Here is a 26,037-nt window from a genome sequence, read left to right on the forward strand (position 1 = left end):
GGATTAAAAAGCGAACAAAAAAGCCCTCACCCGTAACAGGTGACAACCGAAGTTTTTTCAGGCTGAAATAGTTGTTCGTCAGCTATTGCTGGTCCGATCCTGATAGGTCGTCTTGCTCTTGGCCTAATAGCGCCAATTCCAACAATGCATAGCGGTGCTCAACAAAATTATGGACATTGTTGGCAACCGTCAGCTTGAACAGCGCCGAAGCGGTGTTCTTGTCCCCCAGACTTAGGTAGTGCTTACCTAAATAGAAGTCAGTTTCACTGAGATGCTCAGCGAGCGAAGTGTTATCCGTAGCTTCTTCCTGCAAACGCGCCATCAGCACTTTTTGGCTGATTGCGTCCAGGTAGAATTCGACAATATTCCATCCCCACGGTCCTTTCTGCGCCTCGTCATAGCGTTTCTGCAACGCGACTTCGGCCGTCTGCGGATTGATTTCTCGCTCCACCAGATACAGCCACAACGAACGGAAAGGATCATTTGGATCGTCTCGATAAAACGCCAGCAGATCATCCTGCGCTAACAGGTAACGACCGCCATAGTACAAAGCGATGCCCCGGTTTAAACGCGCGTAATTGTAAGTTGGATCAAGCTCTAGTACAGAATCAAACGCTTCATAGGCAGCATCAAAATTGCCTGCCTGCGTTAAATAGATACCCAGATAGTTAAAAACCTCTGGAATATCAGGGCGAATCGCCAACGCTTGTGAAAAATCATTTCGCGCCAACGCCCTCAGCCCGAGGCTATCATACAGCACTCCGCGCTCATATAATAGCTGTGCTCGCTCATCATCGGTTAATGCCCGGCTGGCAAGGATCTGTTCCATGCGCGCCAGAATCACTTCCTGCTGCAAAGTAGGCTGTAACGGAACCGCCAGTACCGCGTCTTTACGCCAATCCGTGTTGCTGCATCCTGCCAGCATGAGTGCTGTCGCAACATAACACCAGCGCAAGAAAGGCTTCATTTCCCACTCCCGAAGACAAACATTGGATGAACATCCTGTCCCGGTCAGCTCAATATAAGGATATCCGATCCTTACGATCACGGCTCCTTACAATGTAAGGAGCCGTACGACTGTTTTTATTTTAACAGTTATTCACCCTCAGAAGGCGCTACGGCCGCTTCCTGAGGTTGAGCATTTGCTTCTTTGATGCTTAAACGCACGCGTCCCTGGCGATCGACTTCCAGTACCTTGACCGGCACTTCCTGACCCATTTGCAGGTAGTCGGTCACTTTCTCAACGCGCTTTTCGGCGATCTGAGAAATATGCACCAGGCCTTCCTTGCCGCCGCCGATGGCGACGAAAGCGCCGAAGTCGACGATGCGCGTCACTTTACCCTGGTAGATGCGGCCCACTTCGATTTCAGCGGTGATCTCTTCGATACGGCGAATCGCGTGTTTGGCTTTTTCGCCGTCGGTGGAGGCAATCTTCACCGTACCGTCGTCTTCAATTTCGATGGTGGTGCCGGTTTCCTCGGTCAGCGCACGGATAACCGAACCGCCTTTACCAATCACATCCTTGATCTTGTCGGTGCTGATCTTGATGGTATGGATACGCGGCGCGAATTCGGAAATATCGCCGCGCGGCGTGCTGATCGCCTGTTCCATCACGCCCAGAATGTGCAGACGGGCGCCTTTGGCCTGGTTCAAGGCAACCTGCATGATTTCGCGGGTAATGCCTTCGATTTTGATATCCATCTGCAACGCGGTGATGCCTTCACGGCTGCCGGCCACTTTGAAGTCCATATCGCCCAGGTGATCTTCATCGCCCAGAATATCGGACAGCACGACAAAGTTGTCGCCTTCTTTCACCAGACCCATCGCAATGCCGGCGACGGCCGCTTTAATCGGCACGCCCGCATCCATCAGCGCCAGAGACGCGCCGCAGACCGAGGCCATGGAAGAAGAGCCGTTGGATTCGGTAATTTCGGAAACCACGCGCACGGTGTACGGGAATTCATTGGCTTTCGGCATCACCGCCAGCACGCCGCGTTTCGCCAGACGGCCGTGGCCGATTTCACGGCGCTTCGGCGAGCCGACCATACCGGTTTCGCCGACGGAGTACGGAGGGAAGTTATAGTGCAGCAGGAAGCGATCGGTACGTTCGCCGGTCAGTTCATCGATGTTCTGCGCATCACGCTCGGTACCCAGCGTGGCGGTAACCAGCGCCTGGGTTTCCCCGCGGGTGAACAGCGCGGAGCCGTGGGTACGCGGCAATACGCCGGTGCGCACGTCCAGACCGCGGATCATGTCTTTTTCGCGACCGTCGATACGCGGTTCGCCGCGCAGCACGCGGCTACGCACCACGTTTTTCTCTACGCTGCCCAGAATGTCCTGGATTTCGCCGGCGTCCAGCGTTTCATCTTCCGCCAGCAACGCCGCGGCAACCTCAGCCTTGATGGCATCAACCTGCGCGTAACGCTCCTGTTTTTCGGTGATGCGGTACGCATCGCCCAGACGCGCTTCGGACAGGGCTTCCACACGCTGCTGCAGGGAAGCGTTGACTTCCGGCGAGTGCCAGTCCCACTTCGGTTTACCGGCTTCGGCAACCAGCGCATTGATGTTTTCGATAACGACCTGCTGTTGCTCATGGCCGAAGACCACGGCGCCGAGCATTTGCTCTTCGCTTAACAGGTCCGCTTCGGATTCCACCATCAGCACCGCGCCTGCGGTACCGGCGACCACCAGATCCAGACGGCTCTCTTTCAGTTCGTCAGTGGTCGGGTTCAGCACGTACTGATCGTTCAGGTAACCGACGCGCGCCGCGCCGATCGGCCCGCCGAACGGGATGCCGGACAGGCTCAGCGCGGCGGAGGCGCCGATCAGCGCCACGATATCGGGGCTAACCTGCGGGTTAACGGAAACCACGGTGGCGATAACCTGAACTTCATTCAGGAAGCCTTCCGGGAACAGCGGACGAATAGGACGGTCAATCAGGCGGGAAATCAGCGTTTCGCCTTCGCTCGGACGGCCTTCGCGACGGAAGAAGCCGCCCGGGATACGTCCGGCGGCGTAGGTGCGTTCCTGATAGTTAACGGTCAGCGGGAAGAATCCCTGACCGGGTTTAGCCTGTTTGGCGCCAACGACGGTAACGAATACCGCGGTATCATCTATGCTGGCCATAACGGCGGCGGTGGCCTGACGAGCCATCATACCGGTTTCTAAAGTGACGGTATGCTGACCATATTGAAATTTACGAACGATCGGATTCAACAAAATAATATCCTTAACTAGGGCGCGTCATGCTTATTGCATAGACGCGTCGATAAATCTCCGATCTTTGCACTACATTCTCACGACTAATGACAACCTTTACCCTGCCCATGCAGATAAAGCCTCTCATTAGCCGCGCGAACCTCTGCAATGAAAGATCATAATTAAAACAACACTACATTACCCTTTCTTACCGGCGCTTCCTAGAAGAAAGGGGCCCAAAGAGGCCCCTTCCTACCGAAACCCGGAAGACTTAGCGACGCAGACCCAGACGCTCGATCAGACTGGTGTAACGTGCCACATCTTTACGCTTCAGGTAGTCCAGCAGCTTACGACGCTGAGAAACCATACGCAGCAGACCACGACGGCTGTGGTGATCCTTTTTGTGCTCGGCAAAGTGACCCTGCAGATGGTTGATCTGCGCGGTCAGCAAAGCAACCTGAACTTCGGTAGAGCCACTGTCGTTAGTGCCACGACCAAATTCCGTAACGATTTTCGCTTTCGCTTCAACACTTAGAGACATAGTAATACTCCAAACATTATAGATAAAAAAACAGGCGCCGATCTCTAATTCAGCCACCTAATAGTCAAGCCGCGCTATTCTACTCTCAGCATCCTGCGATAGCAAGGCGGCGACGGTTTGACTTATTCCTGATACTCGACCACCAGACGGCGGGGAGCGACGCGTCCGTCGCCGTCGATTTCACCCATGCCGATGAACTTGCGCGCTTCGCCTTCGGTGATCCGCACCATGCCGTTCAACGGGGCGTTTGCCGCCTGCACCGGCTGGCCCTGCTTGAGATAACCGGCCACCACGGGCAGCAAGTTCACCTCGGGGAAAATCATCACCGGGCTTTCCATCGGCATCAGCAGAGGATCAAGGCTCAGGGCCGGCGCGCGCTCCTCGGCCTGCGCCTGTTCCAGCAGCGCATTCAGCTGATCCAGCGTCACCATTTTCTCAACCGGGTAGGTCGCCACCTGCAGCCGGCGCAGATAAATCACGTGCGCGCCGCAACCCAGCTTCTCGCCCAGGTCATCGATAATAGTGCGAATATAGGTGCCTTTCGAACAGTGTATTTCCAGTTCCAGCTCATCCCCTTCCCAGCGGATAAACTGCAACTCATACACGGTGATTTCGCGCGCCTCGCGCGGCACCGTCTGCCCCTGACGGGCATACTCATACAGCGGACGCCCCTGATACTTCAAGGCGGAATACATCGAAGGCACCTGCAGCGTGGTGCCGCGAAAGCCGTCCAGCGCCTGTTCCAGCTGCGCCGCCGAAAAGCCGACCGGCCGCTGCGCAATCAGGTTGCCGTCCGCATCCGAGGTGTCCGTGCGCTGTCCCAGCCGGGCGATCACCCGATAACGCTTATCCGAATCCAGCAGGTACTGCGAAAACTTGGTGGCCTCTCCCAGGCAGATCGGCAGCATGCCGGTCGCCAGCGGATCCAGCGCGCCGGTGTGGCCCGCCTTATTGGCGTTGAAGATCCGCTTTACCTTCTGCAATACGTCGTTGGAAGACATGCCCTGCGACTTATCCAATAACAATACGCCGTGTACGTCACGGCCTCGGCGACGAGGACGACTCATTAATCCTCCTGGTCTTCACCCGAGGTGGAACGACGCGCCGCGTCATTCCGGACCACGTTGGTAACCAGGTTGGACATGCGCATCCCTTCAACCAGCGAATTGTCGTAGGAAAACGTCAATTCGGGAACGACGCGCAGGCGCATCGCTTTTCCCAGCAGCACGCGGATAAAGCCCGAGGCGTCCTGCAACGCCTTCAGCGCGGTCTTCACCTGCTCCGGTTCGTTATCGTTGAGAAGGGTCACAAAAACTTTGGCGTAAGCCAGATCGCGTGAAACCTCGACGCCGGATACGGTCGCCATACCGATGCGCGGATCTTTCACTTCCCGTTGAATAATGATGGCGATTTCTTTTTGCATTTCCTGCGCCACGCGCTGGGTGCGGCTGAATTCTTTTGCCATGTTGAAATCCTCAAGTAAAAATCGGGGGGCACAAGGCCCCCCATAAGTAACTTATCGCATCGCTTAACGCCGACTTAAGCGATCGTGCGTTTGATCTCGATCGTTTCAAAGACTTCAATCACGTCGCCGGCGCGAACGTCATTGTAGTTCTTCACGCCGATACCGCATTCCATGCCGTTGCGCACTTCGTTGACGTCATCTTTAAAGCGACGCAGGGACTCCAGCTCGCCTTCGTAGATGACCACGTTTTCACGCAATACGCGGATCTTGTTATGACGTTTAACCACGCCTTCGGTCACCATACAGCCGGCGACCGCGCCGAATTTCGGCGATTTGAACACGTCGCGCACTTCCGCCAGGCCGATGATTTCCTGTTTGTATTCCGGCGCCAGCATACCGCTCATCGCCTGTTTGACTTCATCAATCAAATCGTAGATGACGGAATAGTAGCGCAGATCCAGGCTTTCAGCTTCCACAACGCGGCGGGCGGAGGCATCGGCACGCACGTTAAAGCCAAGGATAATCGCATTCGACGCGGCCGCCAGCGTGGCATCCGTTTCCGTGATGCCGCCCACGCCGGAACCGACGATTTTCACTTTCACTTCGTCGGTGGACAGTTTTTGCAGCGAATCGGAGATGGCTTCACAAGACCCCTGAACGTCGGACTTCAGCACGATATTCAGCTCGGAAACTTCACCTTCCGTCATGTTGGCAAACATGTTTTCCAGTTTGGATTTCTGCTGGCGAGCCAGCTTGACCTCACGGAATTTACCCTGACGATACAGCGCCACTTCACGGGCCTTCTTCTCGTCGCGCACCACGGTCGCTTCATCGCCCGCCGCCGGCACGCCGGACAGGCCGAGGATTTCCACCGGAATCGACGGGCCGGCCTCGGTGATTTCACGTCCCAGCTCGTCGCGCATCGCGCGAACCCGGCCGTATTCAAAGCCGCACAGCACGATATCGCCTTTGTTCAGCGTACCTTCGCGCACCAGCACGGTGGCTACCGGGCCGCGGCCTTTATCCAGGAAGGATTCGATCACCACCCCGCTGGCCATACCGCTGCGGATTGCCTTCAGCTCCAGCACTTCGGCCTGCAGCAAAATGGCGTCCAGCAGTTCGTCGATGCCGGTGCCGGCTTTGGCCGATACGTGCACAAACTGCGATTCGCCGCCCCACTCTTCCGGCATCACGCCGTACTGGGACAGCTCGGTTTTCACCCGATCGGGATCGGCTTCCGGCTTATCGATTTTGTTTACCGCGACGACCACCGGCACCTGGGCCGCTTTGGCGTGCTGGATAGCCTCGATGGTCTGCGGCATCACGCCGTCATCCGCCGCGACGACCAGCACCACGATATCCGTCGCCTGGGCGCCGCGCGCGCGCATCGCGGTAAACGCGGCGTGTCCGGGGGTATCCAGGAAGGTGATCATGCCGTTGTCGGTTTCAACGTGGTAGGCGCCGATATGCTGGGTAATGCCGCCCGCTTCGCCGGCGGCGACCTTGGTTGAGCGGATATAATCCAGCAGCGAGGTTTTACCATGGTCGACGTGCCCCATGATGGTCACCACCGGCGCGCGCGATACGGCGGCGGCGCCGGTATCGCGGTCGCTCATTACCGCTTCTTCCAGTTCGTTTTCACGACGCAGGATCACCTTGTGGCCCATTTCTTCCGCCACCAGCTGCGCGGTTTCCTGATCGATAACCTGGTTGATCGTCGCCATGGCGCCCAGTTTCATCATCGTTTTGATGACCTGAGAACCCTTCACCGCCATCTTGTTGGCCAGTTCGGCGACGGTCACCGTTTCACCGATCACCACGTCGCGGTTGACCGCCTGAGCAGGCTTGTTGAAGCTCTGCTGCAGCGTGCTTGGCTTACGCTTGCCTTTACGGGTAACGGCGCGCGCCTCTTCACGGTCGGCTTTCGACTCGGACTGGCGGTTGCCTTTCTTCTGTTTGGTGGTTTTGGCGGCGCGGGTGCGGGTACGGCGCTCGCCTTCAACCTGGCGATCGTTTTCATCTTCCGCTTCACGGGCATGATGAGAGGTCGTCACGTGATAATCGGCCGACTCTTCGGGTTTGACGGCGCTTTCCGCTTCCCAACGGCCGGCATTTTCTTCAGCCATACGGCGGGCTTCTTCCGCGATGCGTCGCGCTTCTTCCTCAACCTTAAGGCGAGCGGCTTCTTCGGCTTTACGTTTCAGTTCCGCGGCTTCGGCTTCCCGGCGGGCTTTTTCAGCCTGGGCAGGCTTGGTAATACTGTCGTTTTGTTGATTGGTCACTTTTTCTTTTTCCGCTACGTCACGCTTAGCTTTTTCGGCGGCCTCACGTTTGGCTTGCTCTTCGGCAGCACGTTTCGCTTTCTCAGCGGCCTCGCGGCGGGCTTTCTCTTCAGCCTCACGCTTAGCCTGCTCTTCAGCAACGCGTTGTGCCTGTTCTTCCGCTTCACGCCGCGCCTGCTCTTCCTCTTCCGCCTGTTGGGCATCCAGAGGATCGCGTTTTACATAAGTGCGTTTCTTGCGGACTTCGATCTGCACTGACTTACTCTTGCCGCCAGTGCTGGGAATATTTAACGTGCTACGCGTTTTACGCTGTAGTGTCAACTTACCCGGCGCATTTCCGCGCTCGCGGTTCAGATGCGCCAATAAGGTTTCTTTTTCATGCTGAGTCACAGAATCTGCTGCAGACTTGGTAATTCCCGCATCAGCAAACTGCTGTATCAGGCGGTCAACCGGAGTCTGAATCTCTGTGGCCAGCGATTTTACGGTTACATCTGTCATGCTGTTCCTTTCCTGCTACAGTTCGTTATTCGTTGTCGTCGCCAAACCAACAGATATTACGGGCGGCCATAATCAGCTCGCCGGCTTTTTCATCATTAAGCTCTTCGATATCCGTCAGGTCGTCAACGCCCTGCTCAGCAAGATCTTCCAGCGTGCAAATACCGCGTGCTGCCAGCTTAAATGCCAATTCACGCGACAGACCAGGTAAACTGAGCAAATCGTCCGCGGGTTGGCCGTCACCGCGACTTTCTTCCTGCGCCAACGCCAGCGTGGTTAACGCCGCTTTGGCCCGCTCACGCAATGCTTCCACCGTCTCTTCATCAAGACCGTCAATCGCCAGCAGCTCTTTGATCGGCACATAGGCCAGCTCTTCAAGCGAGGAGAAGCCTTCTTCCACCAGCACGGTGGCGAACTCTTCATCGATATCCAGATGCTTGGTAAAGACATCGATGGCGGCATGCGCTTCGGCCTGATGCTTGGCCTGAAGGTCTTCCACGGTCATGACGTTCAGTTCCCAACGGTCGTCTGAACGATGCTGTTTCAGCAGTTGGGAAGCCAGACGCACGTTCTGGCCGTTGCGGCCAATCGCCTGGGCCAGATTGCTGGACTCGACTGCGATGTCCATCGTACAGGTATCTTCGTCAACCACGATGGAAACCACGTCGGCCGGGGCCATGGCATTGATAACAAACTGCGCGGGATTATCATCCCACAGGATAATATCAATGCGCTCGCCGCCAAGCTCGCTGGATACCGCCTGAACGCGCGCGCCGCGCATGCCTACGCAGGCGCCGACCGGATCGATGCGCTTGTCGTTGGTTTTTACCGCAATTTTCGCACGGGAACCGGGATCGCGGGCGGCGGCCTTGATCTCAATGACCTCTTCGCCGATTTCCGGCACCTCGATACGGAACAGTTCAATCAGCATTTCCGGGCGGGAACGGCTGACGAACAGCTGAGCGCCGCGGGCTTCGGGGCGAACGGCATACAGCACGCCGCGGATGCGATCGCCGGGGCGGAAGTTTTCCCGGGGCAACATATCTTCACGGCCGATGACCGCTTCAGCGTTATTACCCAAATCCAGAGAGATATTATCACGGTTAACTTTCTTCACCACACCGGTAACAATCTCGCCTTCCTGCTGGCGGAACTGATCGACGACCATGGCGCGCTCAGCTTCGCGGACTTTCTGTACGATAACCTGTTTGGCGGTTTGCGTGGTAATACGGTCGAAGGTGACGGACTCAATCTGATCTTCGACATAATCGCCGACATCAAGAGCAGGATCTTCAAACTGCGCCGCATCCAGCGTAATTTCACGCGTTGGCTGGGTAACTTCGTTCACCACCAGCCAGCGGCGGAACGTGTCGAAATCGCCGGTTTTACGGTCGATACTGACGCGGACATCAATTTCCTGCTCGTATTTTTTCTTGGTCGCTGTCGCCAGCGCGGTTTCCAGCGCTTCAAAAATCTTCTCACGCGGGAGGGCTTTTTCGTTGGAAACTGCCTCAACAACAGCCAGAATCTCTTTATTCATCCTAGTTGCCTCATCCAAACTTTAAAAGTGGGGTACCAGGTTCGCTTTCTGGATGTTGCTCAGCGCGAACACTTCGTCTTTTCCTTCCACTGTGATGGTGATCATCTCGCCCTCGACGGCCTTGATGACACCCAGCCATTTACGGCGATTCTGGACTGCCATACGCAGTACCACCGTCACTTCTTCACCAATGAAACGCACATAATGCTCTACCGTGAACAAGGGACGCTCAAGCCCCGGAGAGGATACCTCCAGGTTGTAAGCGACAGTGATAGGATCTTCAACATCCAATACCGCACTGACCTGGTGGCTGACATCAGCACAATCATCAACGGTGATGCCATCTTCACTATCAATATAGATACGCAGCGTCGATTGGCGACCCCGGATGAACTCAATACCGACCAATTCATAGCCTAACGCTTCGACCGGCGCTGAAATCATCTCTGTTAATTTTTGCTCTAACGTGGACAAGCCCACCCCCAAGACATAAAAAAAGGGCCTAATAGCCCAGTAATTCTGTTACCAAATAACAAAAAACCCCGATATATCGGGGCTTTATGCAACTGGACCCTATTTACCGCCAAACAGCGCGGCCTAACTTTCGGTTAAGGATTCTTTCAAAACGACTGTGAAAGCGACCGAGACTTACCAAACAGCCCGTTTGAAAAAAAACTCTACCAGGAAAGTTAAGTGGTTGCGGGGGCCGGATTTGAACCGACGACCTTCGGGTTATGAGCCCGACGAGCTACCATGCTGCTCCACCCCGCGTCCGAAAACGTGGCAAATACTACGCTGACAACCTCAAAAATGCAAGTTATCTCTGGGATTGGTATGAGGACGGGACTTGCGTATTCAACCTATTGTATTGACACATAAAGGTATCAATTAAATCCGTATTGCAATCTACCCTTGGCGCTATTTGTATCCGTAAGTCAGGGCGCCAAACGTGCGCAGCATAATACCCATGATGAGGGAAGAAATCAAAGCGCGCTTTTACTTTCGCCGTAAAACATTAATCACACTAATCATTAAAGCCACTAATAGATAGACTCGGCAGCTAACCAGCCCGCTGAAACCCCGATAATCGATACGCGGCCACCCAGCGTGCAAACAAAAAACCGACGGCGCGGACGGGAACAGGATAAACCTGACTCCATCCGGCATCAACGCGGCTTTATGCATTCCAGGGAAACGTCTGTTTATTGCGCGGGAGCGAGACAATATCGTCTTAAATCGTGGCACCTGGGGAATTTATGTCTACGCTAAAATAAGTAAGTAAAATTTACCAATAACTCCCTAAGAGCACCGAAACATGACGCCGCCAATTCCGTACATGCAGATCCTTTCGCCACCAGCTCGCTCCCCCGGCGCCGACAGCCAGCCAAAACCTGACAAGGCGCAATGACCGCCGACATATCGCCCGCCAACAAACCAACGCCCGGAACCAGCAGACTACACCAAGAGGAGTATTTTATGTCTGAAAAGGAAATCTGCCCGCTTAGTAGCGCCCAACAGGAAGTCTATCTCGCTATCGCCCAGGAAGGCGGCAACAAAAATTATCATCTATGCAACGTGATTGAATTCAAAGGCCAATTCCAACCGTCCCTGCTGAAACAGGCCGTTAACGCCGTTTGCCGACAGACCGAAGCGCTGTGCGCCACCTTTGCAACCGACCCCGACTCAGGACAATATACCCAGTACATTCTGCCCCGCCCGCAGGTATCGTTCTTCGAATGGCATGACGTTTCGGCCTCCCCCGCCCCTGAGCGCGCGTGCGACGCGCTGCTGAACCAGTTGCTCAACCAGGATATGGATCTTGCCCAGGCGCCGCTGGCTCGCTATCTGCTCGTCAAAATGGCGAAAAACGTCTACCGCATGATAGAGCTGGGCAGCCACCTTGTTATCGACGGCTGCGGCCACAGCGTGCTGTTTAGCAATATAGCCGATCATTACAGCCGGCTGCGGCAAGGAGAAACCGTCCCGCCGCTGCCGGCCTTGCCGCTGTATAGCGTCATCGAAGCGGAACGGGATTATCGTGAAAGCGACGCCTACGCCAAAGACCGGGCCTACTGGCGTGAATACTGCCTGAATATGCCGGACGCCACCCAACTGGTGCCGGGCGACGCGCCGCTGACCACATTGCACCGGCTGCGTAAAACTTTCTCCGGCGAAACGCTGAACCGTCTTCGCGCCCTGACGTCGGAACGCCGGCTTCGTTTTTCCAGCGTGCTGCTGGCGCTGTCCGCCACCTATCTGCACAAAATGACCGGACAGCAGGAACTGGCCGTAGGCATGCCGGTCGCCGCCCGTCAGGTCAAGGCGCTGCGCGCCATTCCGGCCATGGTGGCCAACATCCTGCCGCTGCATCTCTCCTTTACGGCGCAATCCACGGTGTTTTCGGTCGCCGAAAACGTACAGCGCCAGCTACGTCACCACCTGGTGCATCAGCGTTACCGCTCTGAAACCATGATCCGCGATCTCTATGCCGAACGCGGGCACAAACCGCTGTTCAACACGCTGCTTAATATCATCGCTTACCATCAACACAACGGCTTCGATGACTGCGACATGACGGCGCAGAATATGGCCTGCGGCCCGGCACGCCATCTGAACATCGATATTTTCGACCGCAACAGCGACGGTCACCTGGAAATCTGCTTCGACGCCAATGCCGACCTGTATACGCCGCAGGCGCTGGAGCTGCACTACCAGCGGCTAATCCTGCTGCTGGAACATTTCGTGGACATGCCCGACGCGCCGGCGACCGATTACGACCTGCTCCTGCCCGCCGAGCGCGCACGTTTCTACCCCTTGCCGGCAGCGGCCGCGCCGCAGCCGATATTTCCCGCCGCTTTCGCCGCGACCGTGCGGGCCCATGGCGACGGCGCGGCGCTGCTTCAGGGCGATCGCTCGCTCAGCTACGCTCGGTTGGATAACCATGCCGACCGTCTGGCCTGCCGGCTGCGGACGCTCGGCGTGCGCCCCGGCGACGACGTGGCGGTGGTGACGTCGCGCAGCATCGAATGGGTGACGGCGGCGGTGGCGTTATTCAAGCTGGGCGCCTGCTACGTGCCGATCGTTCCGGACCTGCCGCAGGCGCGCATCGACTATATCTTGCACGATGCCGACCCGGCGCTGCTGATTATTACCGCCGACAGCGATATCGCCACCGCCTTCCCGGCGGAAAAACAGTTGCGTTTAACCGCGGATATGCTGGCAGGACTGCCGCCCGCCGACGGCCCTGCGGTCGGCTTCGATCCGGCTACGCCGGCCTATCTGATCTATACCTCCGGCTCCACCGGCAAGCCCAAAGGCGTCGAGGTGACGCATCGCAACCTTGTTCCTATCGCACGCACGGTTATTGAGGCGACCGGGTTGCAGCCGGGCAAACGTGTGCTGCAATTCATCGCCGCGGGCTTCGATATGTCGATGCTGGAAATCATGCCGACGCTGCTGGCCGGCGCGACGCTGGTACTGACCGACAAGCTCGCCGCCACGCCCGGCAAGCCGCTGGCAACGCTGGTGCGTCGCGAAAATATTCACCACCTGACGCTGACGCCCAGCCTGCTGGCCTGCCAGCAGACGGAGGACTTACCGCGGGGCACCGTACTGCTTCTGGGCGGCGAACCCTGTTCCCCGGCGCTACTGGCGCGTTTCTCCCACTGTCGTCTGCTGAACGTCTACGGGCCGACGGAAACCTCATTCGCCACCTCGATCAACGCACGCTTCGGCGCCGGCGATCTCTCTATCGGAGCGGCCACCGCCAACACCCGGCTGTACGTTGTGGATCAGCAGCAGCGTCTGCTGCCGCCCGGCAGCTGGGGGGAACTGTGTATCGGCGGCCCCGGCGTGGCCAGAGGCTATCGCAATCGTCCGGATCTGACGGCCAAGGGCTTTGTGCCCGATCTGCTGGACGCGAGCGGCACCATGTACCGTTCCGGCGATAACGTTTTCTTCGACCACCTGGGACGTATCTACTATCAGGGGCGCAAGGACGGCCAGATCAAGCTGCGCGGCCTGCGCATCGAACTGGATGAAATCAAGAACGCGCTGCTTGACTGCTGCGGCGTGGAGGACGCCGTGGCGATGCTGCGTAACCTTGCTCACGGCCCGGTCATCGTCGCCTATGTCGCCAACCGGGAGAGGGCGCTGGATAGCGACAGTCTGAAACAGGCCCTCGGCCGCCAACTGCCGCGGCATATGGTTCCAGGCATCATTATGGTGGTGCCGTCTTTCCCGCTGACGCCCAACGGCAAGCTGGCTATCGGCGAACTGCCGCCGCCCGTTCTGCACAACGACGGCGAACGGATCCCGCCCGCTACGCCGCAGGAGGAGACCATGTGCCGGCTGTTCGAATCGCTGCTGGAATGCGGACCGGTGTACGCCAATCAGAATTTCTTCGCGCTGGGAGGGCACTCGCTGCTGGGCCTGCAATTGATCAATCGCGTCAGGGAGGAGTTCGGCGTTGCGCTGAGCATCTCCGACTTTCTGACCTCCCCCACGCCGCGCCAGCTGGTGCAGCGCCTGAAACCCTCCGAGGGCTTCAGCGATCCGTTCGGCGCGGTGCTGCCTCTGCGCACCGAGGGCGATCGTCCGCCGCTGTTCTGCATTCACCCGGGCGGCGGTATCGCCTGGTCCTTCGCCGGCCTGCTGCCCTTTCTGCCGCAAGACCAGCCGGTATACGCCATCCAGTCACCCATCCTGCGCGATCCGCACCGGGTGGTCCATTCGCTGGACGAGTTGGCGAAAGAGTATCTGCAGCATATCCGCGCCATCCAGCCGCAAGGGCCGTACCACCTGACCGGCTGGTCCGTGGGCGGCAATCTGGCGCTGCGGATGGCGGCCATGCTGCAGGCCGCCGGGCAGCAGGTAAATTTCCTGAGCATGTTTGACAGCTACCCGCTGCAAAACGGCCCGGACTCGCTGAAAGTGGACGACGCCACCATCATCACCCGTATGACCAGGGCCATCGCCGGCGTGACGCGCAGCGACATGAAAGGACTGAAAAACGCCATGCAGGGCGTACTGGGCGACGGCGAGATCGGCGAAGACTTCCTCACCCGCCTGATAGACGACGCCAAGCTGATGCTGAAACTGCTGACCGAATGCCGCTACACCCCCTATGACGGCGACGTGGTTTTTATCCGCGCCACTTCCGACGTTCTGCGGGCGCAAGATCAGCAGCCTGAGCTATGGCTGCCCTACGTAACGGGAGAGTTTATCCAGTACAGCGTGGAGGCGCCGCACGAATGCATGCTGCAACGCCAGTATCTGCAACAGTTTGGCCGGCAATTCGCCACGGAGCTGCTCAAGCGGCAACATTGCGCCGTGTTAGAGAGCGAGCATAAACAGGCCTGCTGAAAGCCACTGCCGGTAAAGCGCAGACGGCGCGTTACGCTTTCCCGGCCCCCGCGGGGGCCGCAGCGATCCGTCCTGGTTTAGCGCTCGAACTGCTCCAGCCCGACCAGTCCGCTCCTGGCGAGCCGGTGCCGCTGCACCGCGGCCATCACCGCCGCCACCTGGCGGTAGATGGCCGCCCGATCCGCCCGGATATGCAACTCCGGTTGCCGCGCCTGCGCCGCCGCAAGCCGCAGTTTCTGCTCCAGCGCATCCAGCGTTACCGTCTCATCGTCCCAGAGAATGGCGTTGTCCGCCGCGATGCTGATGCGCACGACCTGCGGCTCGTCCTCCGGCGGCGGGGGATTGTGCCGCGCCGTCGGCAGGTTCAGATCCACCGAGTGCAGTTGCGCCGGGATGGTGATGATTAGCATGATCAACAGCACCAGCATTACGTCGATCAGCGGCGTAGTGTTGATCTCCATCATCACCTGCGGCTGCGCCTGCTTTTTTCCTCTCTTGAGCGCCATCGTTTACCTCAGTGCTTCGCCTGCGGCTCGGTGATAAAGCTCAGCTTGCGGATGCCCGCACGCTGCGCCGCCAGCACCACCCTGCCCACCGGTTCATAGCTGGCCGCTTCGTCGCCATGAATGTGGATGGCGGGCTGCGGCTCGCGTTGCGAAATGTCCTTGAGCCGCGCCAGCAGCGCCTCCTGCCCGGCCAGCGGCTGGGCGTTCCAGTACAGCGCGCCGTCTCCGGCGACCGCAAGGTTGACGTTCTCCGGCGCGGTCTCGCGCGGCTGGTTATTCAGCTTCGGCAGCGCCACCGGCACGGTATGCGTCGCCACCGGAATGGTGATCAGGAAGATAATCAGCAGCACCAGCATCACATCCACCAGCGGCGTGGTGTTGATGGCCGCAACGAGATCGTTCGCGCTCTCCCGGCCGACGTTGATCGCCATGTCAGCGTCCTCCCAGGCTGGCCGCCGACCGGCCGCCCAGCAGCACGGTATGCAGTTCGCTGCCGAAGCTGCGCACGTCGTCGAGCGCGGCCTTGTTGCGCCGCACCAGCCAGTTGTAGCCGAGTACGGCGGGCACGGCCACCGCCAGGCCGATGGCGGTCATGATCAGCGCCTCGCCCACCGGGCCCGCGACTTTGTCGATACTGGCCTGGCCGGCGATACCGATGGCGGTGAGCGCATGGTAGATGCCCCAGACGGTGCCAAACAGGCCGATGAACGGGGCGGTGGAGCCAACCGTGGCCAGCACGGCCAGACCGCCCTGCAGACGCTCGCCTACGGCGTCGACGGCCTCGCCGATGGATTGGCTCAGCCAGGTGTTGCGGTCCACCTGCCCGGTGAGTTCGCCCGCATACTGGCGCTGGGCGATAAGACCGGCATCGGCGACGAAGCGGAATTCGCTGCCGCGCTTGAGCTGCGCGCTGGCCTGGTGCAGGTCGTCCTGCCGCCAGAAGCTGCGTGCGACCTGAAGGGAGCGGCGGCGCAGACGGCTTTGTTCGATAAGCTTGACGACGATGACGTACCAGCTTGCCGCCGACATCAGCGCCAGGATCAGCAGAGTGCCGCTGGATACCCAGTCGCCCTGCTGCCAAATGGCCTTGATGCCGTAAGGATTGCCGGTTTCGACCGGCTGCGGGCCTGGAAACGTGGCGGAATCCGCGGCGGCCGGAGGTTCGGGTCGCGCGGCCGCGCCCGGCGATGCGTCGGCGGCGCTTGATGCGCTTGGTATCGCCGGGGTGGCTGGCTCAGGCGCGGCGCCGTTTGCTGCCCGTTCGGCCGGCGCGGCGCTCTCCTGCGCCAGGGCGCCGCCGCCCAGCGGGGCGATCAGCCCGCTCAGGACCAGCAGCGCGGCCAGCAGGCGATAGGTCAAAGATGTAGGCATAGGGTTCTCCATGTCGGAAATAGGGCGGTGAATGCGCTAACAAGGCCGGGCGCTCAGTTAAGGGTAAATTCAAACGGCACGCTTACCCGCACCGCCGACCTCTGGCCGACGCACTGGAAGCGCCGCACGGCCTGTAGCACGACGTCGTTGAAGACGGCGTCGCTGGAACTGGCGATGCGCACGCTCTCGATGGCGCCGCCGGCGCTGACGGTGAACTCGGCGACAACCTGCCCTTCCAGCCCCCGGCGCACGGCCCGGCTGGGATAGGGGACGCTGGAGCGTACGCGGATATGGTTGGGACAGGCCATGCCGATGGCCACGGTGGGCGCCTGCGCGGGCGCCGCGACCGGTCTGGGCGGCGCCGATTGCACGGCGACGATGGCCGGTGCGGCCGGAGCGGCCGCGGCCACCTCGGGCGGCGGCACGTAGGCCGGCCTGGGGCGCGGCGGTTTGGCCGGCGGCGGCGCGGGTGGCTCCGGTTCCGGCGGTGGCGGCGGCTCCGGCGGCGGCGGTTCTTCCACAACCACCGGTTTGGGCTCTTCGAGCAGCGCCACCTCCAGCGGTTCTTTGAAAACCTGATCGACCGCCTTGCGCGCCAGACCGTTGAGCAGCGCCCAACCCAGCACGAGATGCAGCGCTACCACGAACGCCAGACCGGGCAGGCGTTCACTCAGACGCTTGGCGGGAAGTTTGCGCGTCATACGGTTTCAGACCAGTTCCTTGGTGAGGCGCACCAGCGGAAAGATCCCGGTTTGCGTCACCGTCCCGTCCGTGACGTAGCCCTGCTTCAGGTAAAAGTCCCGCACCTCCAGCTTGCCGGTGACGAGCGCCCGGCGCAGGCCGCGCTCGTAAGCCCATGCCTCCAGCGCCCCCATCAGCAGGCGGCCGATCCCCTGCCCCTGGCGGTCGGCCGCGACGGTGATGCGTTCGAACTTGGCCTGGCCTTCATAATGGCGCAGGCGGCCGGTGGCCACCGGGACCGGGCCGTCCATAAGCAACAGGTAATCGACCTGCTCTCCCGGCTTTTCATCGATTTCCCCCGCCAGCGGAATAGCCAGGCTCAAGGCAACCTGGATGCGCAGATAATGCACCGCGGCCAGTTGCCAGGTCTCTGTGACGCGAATGATCTCCATAACGCTCCCCTCTATCAGTGTTGTTCCGCGGCAAGACGCCGCAGCACGGCGAAAACGCGGCGGTTCTCCTCGTCGTTGCCGATGGTGACGCGGATCCACTGCGGCAGTCCGCTTTCGCGGCCCGAACGCAGTACGATGCCGGCCTCCAGGAATTGCTGCGCCGCCTCGTCGCCGTCGCGGCCGAGATTGATCATCAGGAAATTGGCGAAGCTGGGTATATAGCCCAGGCCCAGCGAGTCGCAGCAGGCGTAGTAGTCGCTGAGCCCCTGCCGTACGGCGGCGACCGAACGGGCGAGAAATTCTTCGTCGTCCAACGCGGCGGCGGCGGCGATCTGCGCGAGATGGTTCACATTGGGCGGGGTCTTGACCTTGTGCAACAGACCTATCGTGCGCGCGGCGGCGACCGCGTAGCCGATGCGCAAACCGGCCAGGCCATAGGCTTTGGAGAAGGTACGCAGCACGATCAGGTTGGCATGCCGGCGTGTGAGTTCGATGCCGTCCGGGAAGTCCTGCGCCGCGGCGTACTCGCCATAGGCTTCGTCGAGCACCACGGCGACGTCCGGCGGCACCCGTTCGAGAAAGGCCCGCAGCTCGCCGCCGGCCACGACGGTGCCCATCGGGTTATGGGGATTGCACAGCCAGACCAGTCGCGTGCGCGGGCCGATGGCCGCCGCGACCGCGTCGAGGTCGATGGCGTAATCCCGCAGGGGAACCGCGACGATACGGCCGCCGCTCACTATGCTGGCGATGTTGTACCAGCCGAAGGAGGGCTCCGGAATGACCACCTCGTCGTTTTTGCCGACGAATACCGCGCCGATCAGCGACAGGATCTCGAAGATGCCGTTGCCGAACAGCAACCGATCCGGTTCGAGATCGTGGCGGCGCGCCAGCTTATGCCGCAACGCGCTACAGAAGCTGTCCGGATAGCGGGAGGCTTCGCCGAGCGCCGCCGCCAGCGCCTGGGCCACGCGCGGCGAGTAGCCCAGGCTGTTCTCGTTAAGCGCCAGATTGGTCAGCCTGCCGCGGGCGTCGGGCTCGTAGGGCGCGCCTGGCGGATGGAATCCACGGATGGTATCCAGAACGGGCCGGTGTTTAATGCTGCTCATAAGGTCTCCTATTTATTGTTTACGCCACGACCGGCTCGCCCCAGCGCCACAGGCCGGCCGTGCCGGCGGCCCCCGGCCCCGAACTCAGCGCCGCGCCGCGCAGCAGCTCGCGTCCATGCGGCGCCAGCCAGGGCGCCAGCGGGTCTTCGTCCGGCGTGATTTCTTCACTAAAACCGCGCCGGTACTTGCCGTTTTCCTTCGGCAGCAGCCCCAGACTGATCTGCTCGCGTTCGTCGATAAAGCCGGGCGTCTGGAACAGATCGCGCGCATAGGCCCACAGGTGGGGAAAATCGGTGATGCGTTTGACGGGGCCGAGTTCGGCTGGGAAATTCGGCCGATAGTTGGTATCGAAAGACGCCAGGGTCACGAACAGGCGGACGTCGGCGTCGGTCAACTGCTCGCCGAACAGATAGCGTCGGCTTTGCAGGCGGAAGTCCAGATCGGCCAGGCGGGCCTCGAACACCGTTTTGGCCGCCGCCGCGGCGCCGGAGGAGGTGGCGAACAGCACCTTGTAGGGGCCATTGTTGACGTCGTCGAATATCTGTTGGTTGAGCAGGTCGATCTGCGGACGCAAAGCCTGCGGATAGAGGTCCGGCGCGCCCCGGCGATGCAGCGGCGTCCAGGCGGTCGCCAGATCTATGCTCAGCGTGTGATAATCGTTGGCCGCCACGCGCCCGGTCGCCGTCTCCACCAGGGCCGGCACCGTGCCTCGCCGGTCGTAGCCCGGCCGGGCGCGCCGGTACAGTTCATTGAGGCGCGCCACCTTGAACACCGCGTCCACCCCGCCGGGCTGGCCGTCGAACTCCCAGCCGTCCTCGCCCCGCGTCGTTACGTAGCCGACCGAAATCGCCTGTTCCAGTCCCAGCAGGCGGCGCACGATCAGCTGACGGCGCGACCAGCCGCAGCCGGTGGAGACGATCAGGCGATAGCGCCCGGCCTCGACCGGCAGTTGTCCCGGCCGCCGGCCGAAGCGCTGCGTAAAGACGTTGCTCTGTCGCACAAAGGCGCCGTCGTGGCTCTGTTCGACGGTTTTTTCCGGAAATATCGTTGTCATGTCACTCTCTCAGTCAATATGGAATGGATGTTTGATGGCGCTCAGAATCGGTAGGCCAGGCTGACGCCGAAGGTGCGCGGATCGCCGTAGCCGGTCGGGTAGTGGCCGTTGGTTGCGTCGGTGCCTCCCTGATAGAGCATGGCCTGATTCTTGTAGCGCCTGTCGGTCACGTTGTTGACGTAGGCGCCGACGGTGACGCGATCGCCCGGCAGCGTATAGCTGGCGTGGACGCTGCCCAGCCAGTACGCCTGCTGCAGCGCGTAAAGGTCGCTGTCGTTGGTAACGTTGAAGTGATGCTTGCTGGTGTAGCTCCAGTCGGTGCCGAGCGCCAGCGTGCCGCCGGCCAGCGCCGTGCGGTAGTCGACGCCGAGCAGCGCGGTCGTCTGCGGCACGCGGGCGAAGCCGTAGCCCTTGTAGTTCCTGCCGCCGGCCAGCAGTTCGTCGAACTCGGTGCGCAGCCGGCTCAGGTTGGCGCGCAGGCGCAGCGATTCGGTGAGCTGGAAGGCGGCTTCGAGTTCGATTCCGTCGACCTTGCCGGAACCGGCGTTCATCAGCGTGGGATAGAAAATGTTGTTCAGCACCTGGTTCACCACCAGCTGCATGTTTTGATAGTCATAATGGTACGCCGCGGCGTTGACAACCAGACGCTGGTTCAGCCAGGTGCTTTTGTAGCCGATTTCATACGATTTCAGCTTCTCCGGATCGACGACCGAGAATTGCGATACGCCCGACACGCCGTTGGGGGTGATGTAAGTGTTGTAGTTGCCGGAACGGAAGCCGCTGGCGTGGCGGAAATAAACCAGCTGGTTGTCGTCGATCTGGTACTCGGGGGTGATGTCATAGCCGAAGTTGGACCAGCTTTTTTTGATGCGGCCGTCGGTCGAATAGTAGGTCGCCAGCCCGGCATTCTCCAGCGCGCCCGGCGACCACCATTTGCCGTTGACGACGTAGGGCGAGGCGCCGGTGGCGTATAGCGTCGTCAGGTCGATGCCGCTTTTTTCGTAGGTATGGCGCAGGCCGCCGCTAAGTTTGAACCGTTCGGTGAACTGAAAGCCGACGCTGCCGAACAGCGCGGCGCTGGTGGTGTCCTGCTCGAAGCTGGTGGTGTTGAAGGACTGGGTGGCGGCATCGCCGGTGAGCTTGCCGCCCGCGCCGTAGGATTCGTTGTCGTCGCGGAACAGGTAGGTCCCGGCGATCCAGGTAAAACGCTCCTCCGGCGGCGAAACCAGACGAAACTCCTGGCTGCGCTGCGTCACTTCGTTGCGCGAGTAGGAGCGGGCGCTGCCGCCGGTCGCATACTCGTAGGGCGTGTAGTCGCCCTCCACCAGCCCGCTGCGCCGGCCGTGGTCGATCGCCGTCACCGAGGTCAGCGTATAGCCGCCGAGGTCCCAGTTAAAGGCGAGGCTGGCGCCTTCGGTTTCGACCTTGAGCGGCAGGTCGAAATTGTAGGCGACATGCTTGCGGTCGCCGCTGCCGTTGCCGATCGGGGCGACGTAGCCATTGACGTCCGGCGCGCCGTTGCGGGTAACCGAATACCAGGGATTCTGCGTGCCGTCGAGCCGGCGAACGTGCACATTGAGCAGGGCGTCGAGTTCGGGTGAGATAAGCGCCAGCAACTGGAAGCGTCCGGCAATATCTTCATAGTCGCCGACGTCGTTGCCGGTGGTGGTGTTCTTGGCCAGCCCGCCGCGCTCCTCGTAATGCAACGCGGCCCGGCCGGCCAGAACGTCGTCCTTGAGCGCTCCCCCGACGGCGCCCTGGAACAGTCTGGAATCCAGGTTGCCGAACTGTAGCTTTGCATTGCCGTCGGTCTCGAAAGACGGCTTGCGCGAGATAAAGTGGAAAGCGCCGCCGGTGGTGTTCTTGCCCCACAGGGTGCCCTGCGGGCCGCGCAGCACCTCGACCCGCTGCAGGTCGAACAGCGGCGTGCCGGTAAACAGATTGTTGTTGTAATACACTTCGTCGGCATAGAAGCCGATCGGATTCACCGTATTATTGGTGGCCTCGTTGGAGCCCACGCCGCGGATGAAGAAGCGCGGACGGGCGCGGCTTTCGGTGTTCCAGCCCTGCGCGCCGGGGATGAACTTGGCGACGTCCTTGGTGGTCCGCAGACCGCCCTCCTCGATCTCCTCGCTGCTGACCACGCTGATCGCCGCGGGAACCTTCTGCAGGCTCTCGGCACGCCGGGGCGCGGTGACGATCACCGGGGCGAGCTGTTGTTCACTCTGCTCGGTTTCCTGCGCCGGCGCGGCGGCGGATAAGGCGGCGAAGAGTCCGCCGGCGACAAGGGCCGCACCGGATGTTTTTTTATGACGAGCGTCCTGGCCGCCGCAAGCGGCGTTAAAAAACACTCCTGACGTTTTTTTATGACGAACGGTTCGGGGCTGATGCTGCATAGCGTCCTCCGGGAATCTCTACGTTGGTGAAAGTGGGTGAAATTGTTTCGGCGCCGGCAAACCGGCAAAAGCGGCGGCAATGCCGCCCGTCAGGCAGGCTCCCGCGTACTGCGACCGAGCCAGATGGCGAGAATGATCCACAGCAGTCCGGCGATGGCGTACCCGGCCGGCGCCACGAATACCGCCACCGCCAGGGTATGGACGTCGGACAGGCGCCCGACCAGCTCCGGGCCGACGATGCCGGCGATGCCCGTGGTCAGCACGATGGACCACGCGGTGGCGCTGTTGCGCAGATAAGGCGGCACCGTTTCGACGATCAGCGTCGTCAGGGTGCCGGCGCTAAAGCCGAAGAGAGCGATCCCGGCGGCGATGCCGGCCCGGGTGAGCGTCAGATCACGGCTGCCGTAGGCGGTGGCGAAGGCCGCGCAGGCCAGCAGCGAGGTGGTCGCCAGAAAGGCGGGAAAGCCCCAGCGGAAAGACCGCAGCGCCACGCTGGAGAAATAGCCGCCGATCAGGCCCACCGGCAAGGTATAGAGCAGAACCTGGGCGAGAAAGTCGGAAGCCTGCTGGTTGCCGAGTTCAAAGACGCGATGCAGATAGGCCGGGATCCAGATCTGCACCGACATGGCGATAAAGAAGAACAGCAGCGCCAGCGAATGCAGGATGTAGCCGGGATAGCGGAAGACGGCCAGACTCTCGCGCACGCCGGGTTTGACGGCGACCAGAGGCGTGCCGCCGACGTCGTCGTGCGCGCCGATGGCCGGCTCTTTGACCCACAGCAGCAGCACCGCAAGCAATAATCCGGGCAGCCCGGCGACAAAAAAGGCGGTGCGCCAGCCGTATTCGGTCGCCAGCCAGCCGCCGAGCGCCAGCGCGGCGGCCGTGCCGACCTTGTTCTTCAGCATGTACAGCGAGAACACCAGATTGCGCCAGCGCGGACGATAGAGATCGGCCAGCCAGCTCGGAGCAAGCGAGTTATAGGCCGCCTCGCCGAAACCGGTGGCGACGCGCCAGAACAGCAGGCCGAGAAAACCGACGGCAAAGCCGGTGGCGATTGACGATACGCTCCAGATGGCGACCCCGGTCAGCAGCACGGCTTTGCGCCCGAATCGATTGGCCAGCACGCCGAAGATCGGCGCGCCGATAAGTCCCGCCAGCGTAAACATCGAGGACAGGCGCCCAATCTGTTCGTCGGTGAAGCCGAACTCCGCTTTGATCGGCGTCAGCAGCGAGGCGATGATCATTGAGTCCAGCACACAGACGATGCCCAGCAGCCAAATCAGGGTCAGTTGCACATGGCTGCCGTTTTGCCAGCGCCCGGCAACCGGCAGCCCGGCATCGAAAGAGTCGGTCAGCGTTTTTTCCTGCGGGATGGTCATGGCGAATGGTTTCCTCGGTTGGCCGACGGCGCGGTTCGCGACGGCTGAAAGGGATGTCATAAGATGCGCTCGCGGCGTATCCGGATTAGGGACTATTATTCGATGCGGGGCTGGGGGACCAGAAGGACAATCCGTGTCATGTATATATAAATATTGTATTAATTTAGATATTTTATCGGCTTGTCATCAGCCGCTGGGCTGGCATAGATTCAGATTTCCCTATCGCTGATAAAAGGACATGCAGGGAAATGAACCGAGCCATAAGATATCCGCCGCCGGACAATTCGTGCCAGTCCCACAGCATGCCTTTCATCGCCGCGGAGAGGGAGCGCGGCGCCGGATCGCCGTCCACCACCGCGAGTTCGCGCTGTATCGGCATGCACGACCGGGAATTCACGCTGTTTCAGGTGTCCGGCCTGCTGCTGACGGCGCAGGAGCAAAATAGTACGCAAGGGCTGCAACGGGATCTCGGCATCGACCTGATACGGGGAGAGTGGCCCGCCGCGACCGTCTCCTATATGGAAATGCGACAGGTTTTCGAACGTTTGTGGCTGTTCGGCGACCGGGCGGAACTGCTGTTCAACCATGCGTCGCGCATCAATTTCGCCAGTTTCGGCACCTCCGGCATGGCGGCAATGGCGCTGCGCGACCGCAAAGCCGGCATCCGCTTTCGCGCCGGTCATTCCCGCACGCCCTGGAACGCGGTACCGGAAAACGGGCACGACGGCGGTATGAGCCTGCTGCATATTCCCAAGTTCTACGATCCCGAATTTCGCGCGGCGTTCGAACACTTCCATTTCGTTAATTGCTTCGCCGTCGCCCGTTCCGGGTCGCCGGGCATCCGCATCGCCGATGCGGTGCGCTTCACCCGTTCCTGCGGTATTTCCAGGTCGGCGCTGGAGCATTATTTCGGCTGTCCGGTCTATTTCGATCAGGATATCGCCCAAATCGAATTCAGCCGGCGCTGGCTCGACCATCCCGTACCCTTTATCGAGAGCGGCCTGCGCAGCAGGCTGGCGCGGATGCTTGAAGAGGTGCTGGCCGGGGAGACGACGCTGCGCAGGCAGAGTATTCTCCAGTTTCTGGGGGCGCATCTGGACGAAATCAGGTCGTCCGAGGATTTGGCGCGGCTGCTGGGCATCAGCCGCCGTACGCTGGCGCGCATCCTCGATCGCGAAGGCGTCAACTACTCCGTTCTGTCGCGCGAGGTGCGCCTGACCGAGGCCCGCCGCATGTTGCGGCACGGGATGAGTATCCCGACGATCGCCGAAAACCTGGGGTTTGCCGATGAACGCAGCTTCCGGCGGGCCTTTCTCCGCTGGGGAGGGACCAGCCCTTCCGAATACCGCCGCAGCAGCGAACAGGTCGGCAGGGAGCGCGGCGGCCTGTAGTAGGTTGGGGTTAAACGCCCGGCGCCGGCGCCTTTACCTGTCACTAAAGCCAAGCAACGAAAAGCCGGCGTGCATAACCTGAACAGCCTAAAATGGCTCAAATCGAACGATTCGCACCATATTAAGGCGGTAATCATGCTCAGTTTTACGGCTAACCAGGCTAAAACCCAGTTTGGGGAATTGCTCACCAAAGCACAGCGTGAGCCGGTCAGCATCACAAAGAACGGCAAACCTTCCGTGGTGGTGATGTCCATTGATGATTATCAGGCTTATGAGGAGATCAAACTCCAGCAACTGCGTGACAGGCTTGCTCATTCCGTTGCGCAGGCCAATGCCGGTCTGGTGCACGATGGCGATGAGGTGTTTGATGCGCTGATGAAGGATCTCTGATGCCCCGTTATAAGCTGACCGACGATGCGCGGGAGGATGTGCGCGAAATAAAAAAGCATTCATTAAAACAATTTGGCTCAAGGGTGACGCGTGAATATCGGCTTGGAATGCAGATCTGTATGCAACGTCTGGCTGAAAACCGGCAAAGGGTCAGTGATAATATTGAAGCGCTTGATATTCAGGGATTGCGGTATTTCCCATACATGAACCATGCCATTTATTATCTGTTCGCCCCTCATGGCATTACGATCGTTGGCGTACTTCATCAAAGCCGTTTACCGAATATATTGCACCAGCGCAGACTTTAAATCGGCACGGAAAGCAGCGAAAACAAGTCCAGCGTATGCGCCAAAATATATACTCGCCAGCATGTTGATATAGGTTGAATCAGGTTGACGTCGGGAGAGTGGAAACAGAAAGGAAAGC

The 26,037-nt window shown here is 60.1% G+C and carries 21 protein-coding genes and 1 tRNA gene; 4 read left to right on the plus strand and 18 right to left on the minus strand.

The features are described from left to right. Positions 1-82: 82 nt before the first annotated feature. The 9 genes from nlpI to MFP24_RS13340 form a co-directional block, all read right to left on the minus strand. Positions 83-967 carry a lipoprotein NlpI gene (gene nlpI / locus MFP24_RS13300; protein WP_249230770.1) on the minus strand — a complete coding sequence of 295 codons (885 nt, stop codon included), beginning with the start codon at positions 965-967 and terminating at the stop codon, positions 83-85. A gap of 128 nt (positions 968-1,095) precedes the next feature. Next, positions 1,096-3,219 carry a polyribonucleotide nucleotidyltransferase gene (pnp, locus tag MFP24_RS13305; protein ID WP_249230771.1) on the minus strand — a complete coding sequence of 708 codons (2,124 nt, stop codon included), beginning with the start codon at positions 3,217-3,219 and terminating at the stop codon, positions 1,096-1,098. Between the two features lie 250 nt (positions 3,220-3,469). Then, the gene (gene rpsO / locus MFP24_RS13310) at positions 3,470-3,739 is read right to left on the minus strand and encodes a 30S ribosomal protein S15 (protein WP_249230876.1); all 270 of its coding nucleotides are present in this window, start codon (positions 3,737-3,739) and stop codon (positions 3,470-3,472) included. Between the two features lie 122 nt (positions 3,740-3,861). Continuing rightward, a complete protein-coding gene (gene truB / locus MFP24_RS13315) occupies positions 3,862-4,806 on the minus strand; it encodes a tRNA pseudouridine(55) synthase TruB (RefSeq protein ID WP_249230772.1) in 945 nt (314 codons plus the stop codon). Continuing rightward, on the minus strand, positions 4,806-5,204 hold the full coding sequence (gene rbfA / locus MFP24_RS13320) for a 30S ribosome-binding factor RbfA (RefSeq protein WP_136165582.1): 399 nt from the start codon (positions 5,202-5,204) through the stop codon (positions 4,806-4,808). The genes truB and rbfA overlap by 1 nt, the downstream gene beginning before the upstream one ends. Positions 5,205-5,278: 74 nt before the next feature. Next, positions 5,279-7,984 carry a translation initiation factor IF-2 gene (infB, locus tag MFP24_RS13325; RefSeq protein WP_249230773.1) on the minus strand — a complete coding sequence of 902 codons (2,706 nt, stop codon included), beginning with the start codon at positions 7,982-7,984 and terminating at the stop codon, positions 5,279-5,281. Between the two features lie 25 nt (positions 7,985-8,009). After that, positions 8,010-9,521 (minus strand): transcription termination factor NusA, encoded by a 1,512-nt coding sequence (gene nusA / locus MFP24_RS13330; RefSeq protein WP_249230774.1) that lies wholly within the window; start codon positions 9,519-9,521, stop codon positions 8,010-8,012. 21 nt (positions 9,522-9,542) lie between these two features. Beyond that, complete coding sequence (rimP, locus tag MFP24_RS13335) at positions 9,543-9,995, minus strand: ribosome maturation factor RimP (protein WP_136165585.1); 453 nt, start codon at positions 9,993-9,995, stop codon at positions 9,543-9,545. 220 nt (positions 9,996-10,215) lie between these two features. Beyond that, positions 10,216-10,292, minus strand: a tRNA-Met gene (locus MFP24_RS13340). A 705-nt stretch (positions 10,293-10,997) separates the two neighbouring features. Here MFP24_RS13340 and MFP24_RS13345 point away from each other — a divergent pair. Then, positions 10,998-14,885, plus strand: a complete 3,888-nt coding sequence (locus MFP24_RS13345; protein WP_249230775.1) for a non-ribosomal peptide synthetase — start codon at positions 10,998-11,000, stop codon at positions 14,883-14,885. Between the two features lie 77 nt (positions 14,886-14,962). Here MFP24_RS13345 and MFP24_RS13350 read toward each other — a convergent pair whose 3' ends face one another. From MFP24_RS13350 to MFP24_RS13395, 9 genes are all read right to left on the minus strand, one after another. Continuing rightward, the gene (locus tag MFP24_RS13350; protein WP_249230776.1) at positions 14,963-15,391 is read right to left on the minus strand and encodes an ExbD/TolR family protein; all 429 of its coding nucleotides are present in this window, start codon (positions 15,389-15,391) and stop codon (positions 14,963-14,965) included. 8 nt (positions 15,392-15,399) lie between these two features. Beyond that, the gene (locus tag MFP24_RS13355) at positions 15,400-15,822 is read right to left on the minus strand and encodes an ExbD/TolR family protein (protein WP_249230777.1); all 423 of its coding nucleotides are present in this window, start codon (positions 15,820-15,822) and stop codon (positions 15,400-15,402) included. Position 15,823: 1 nt separating this feature from the next. Then, a complete protein-coding gene (locus MFP24_RS24095; protein WP_283164104.1) occupies positions 15,824-16,762 on the minus strand; it encodes a MotA/TolQ/ExbB proton channel family protein in 939 nt (312 codons plus the stop codon). Between the two features lie 53 nt (positions 16,763-16,815). Further along, on the minus strand, positions 16,816-17,463 hold the full coding sequence (locus MFP24_RS24010; RefSeq protein ID WP_263458497.1) for an energy transducer TonB: 648 nt from the start codon (positions 17,461-17,463) through the stop codon (positions 16,816-16,818). A gap of 6 nt (positions 17,464-17,469) precedes the next feature. Then, positions 17,470-17,895, minus strand: coding sequence for a GNAT family N-acetyltransferase (locus MFP24_RS13375; RefSeq protein ID WP_249230778.1), 426 nt, complete (start codon positions 17,893-17,895; stop codon positions 17,470-17,472). A 14-nt stretch (positions 17,896-17,909) separates the two neighbouring features. Beyond that, positions 17,910-19,001: a histidinol-phosphate transaminase gene (gene hisC, locus MFP24_RS13380; protein ID WP_249230779.1), complete on the minus strand. Its 1,092-nt coding sequence runs from the start codon at positions 18,999-19,001 to the stop codon at positions 17,910-17,912. 19 nt (positions 19,002-19,020) lie between these two features. Further along, positions 19,021-20,055, minus strand: a complete 1,035-nt coding sequence (locus MFP24_RS13385) for a glutathione S-transferase C-terminal domain-containing protein (RefSeq protein WP_249230780.1) — start codon at positions 20,053-20,055, stop codon at positions 19,021-19,023. 41 nt (positions 20,056-20,096) lie between these two features. Beyond that, positions 20,097-22,451 (minus strand): TonB-dependent receptor, encoded by a 2,355-nt coding sequence (locus tag MFP24_RS13390; protein WP_249230781.1) that lies wholly within the window; start codon positions 22,449-22,451, stop codon positions 20,097-20,099. 89 nt (positions 22,452-22,540) lie between these two features. Then, positions 22,541-23,890, minus strand: a complete 1,350-nt coding sequence (locus MFP24_RS13395; RefSeq protein ID WP_249230782.1) for an MFS transporter — start codon at positions 23,888-23,890, stop codon at positions 22,541-22,543. A gap of 188 nt (positions 23,891-24,078) precedes the next feature. Between MFP24_RS13395 and MFP24_RS13400 the strand changes: the two genes are divergently transcribed. From MFP24_RS13400 to MFP24_RS13410, 3 genes are all read left to right on the plus strand, one after another. Continuing rightward, positions 24,079-25,221 (plus strand): helix-turn-helix domain-containing protein, encoded by a 1,143-nt coding sequence (locus MFP24_RS13400; RefSeq protein WP_249230783.1) that lies wholly within the window; start codon positions 24,079-24,081, stop codon positions 25,219-25,221. Positions 25,222-25,356: 135 nt separating this feature from the next. Continuing rightward, a complete protein-coding gene (locus MFP24_RS13405; protein ID WP_249230784.1) occupies positions 25,357-25,611 on the plus strand; it encodes a type II toxin-antitoxin system Phd/YefM family antitoxin in 255 nt (84 codons plus the stop codon). After that, positions 25,611-25,919: a type II toxin-antitoxin system RelE/ParE family toxin gene (locus tag MFP24_RS13410; RefSeq protein WP_249230785.1), complete on the plus strand. Its 309-nt coding sequence runs from the start codon at positions 25,611-25,613 to the stop codon at positions 25,917-25,919. Before MFP24_RS13405 ends, MFP24_RS13410 begins: the two co-directional genes overlap by 1 nt. Positions 25,920-26,037 lie beyond the last annotated feature (118 nt).

The sequence above is a fragment of the Brenneria tiliae genome (assembly GCF_023347575.1).
GTDB lineage: Bacteria > Pseudomonadota > Gammaproteobacteria > Enterobacterales > Enterobacteriaceae > Brenneria > Brenneria corticis.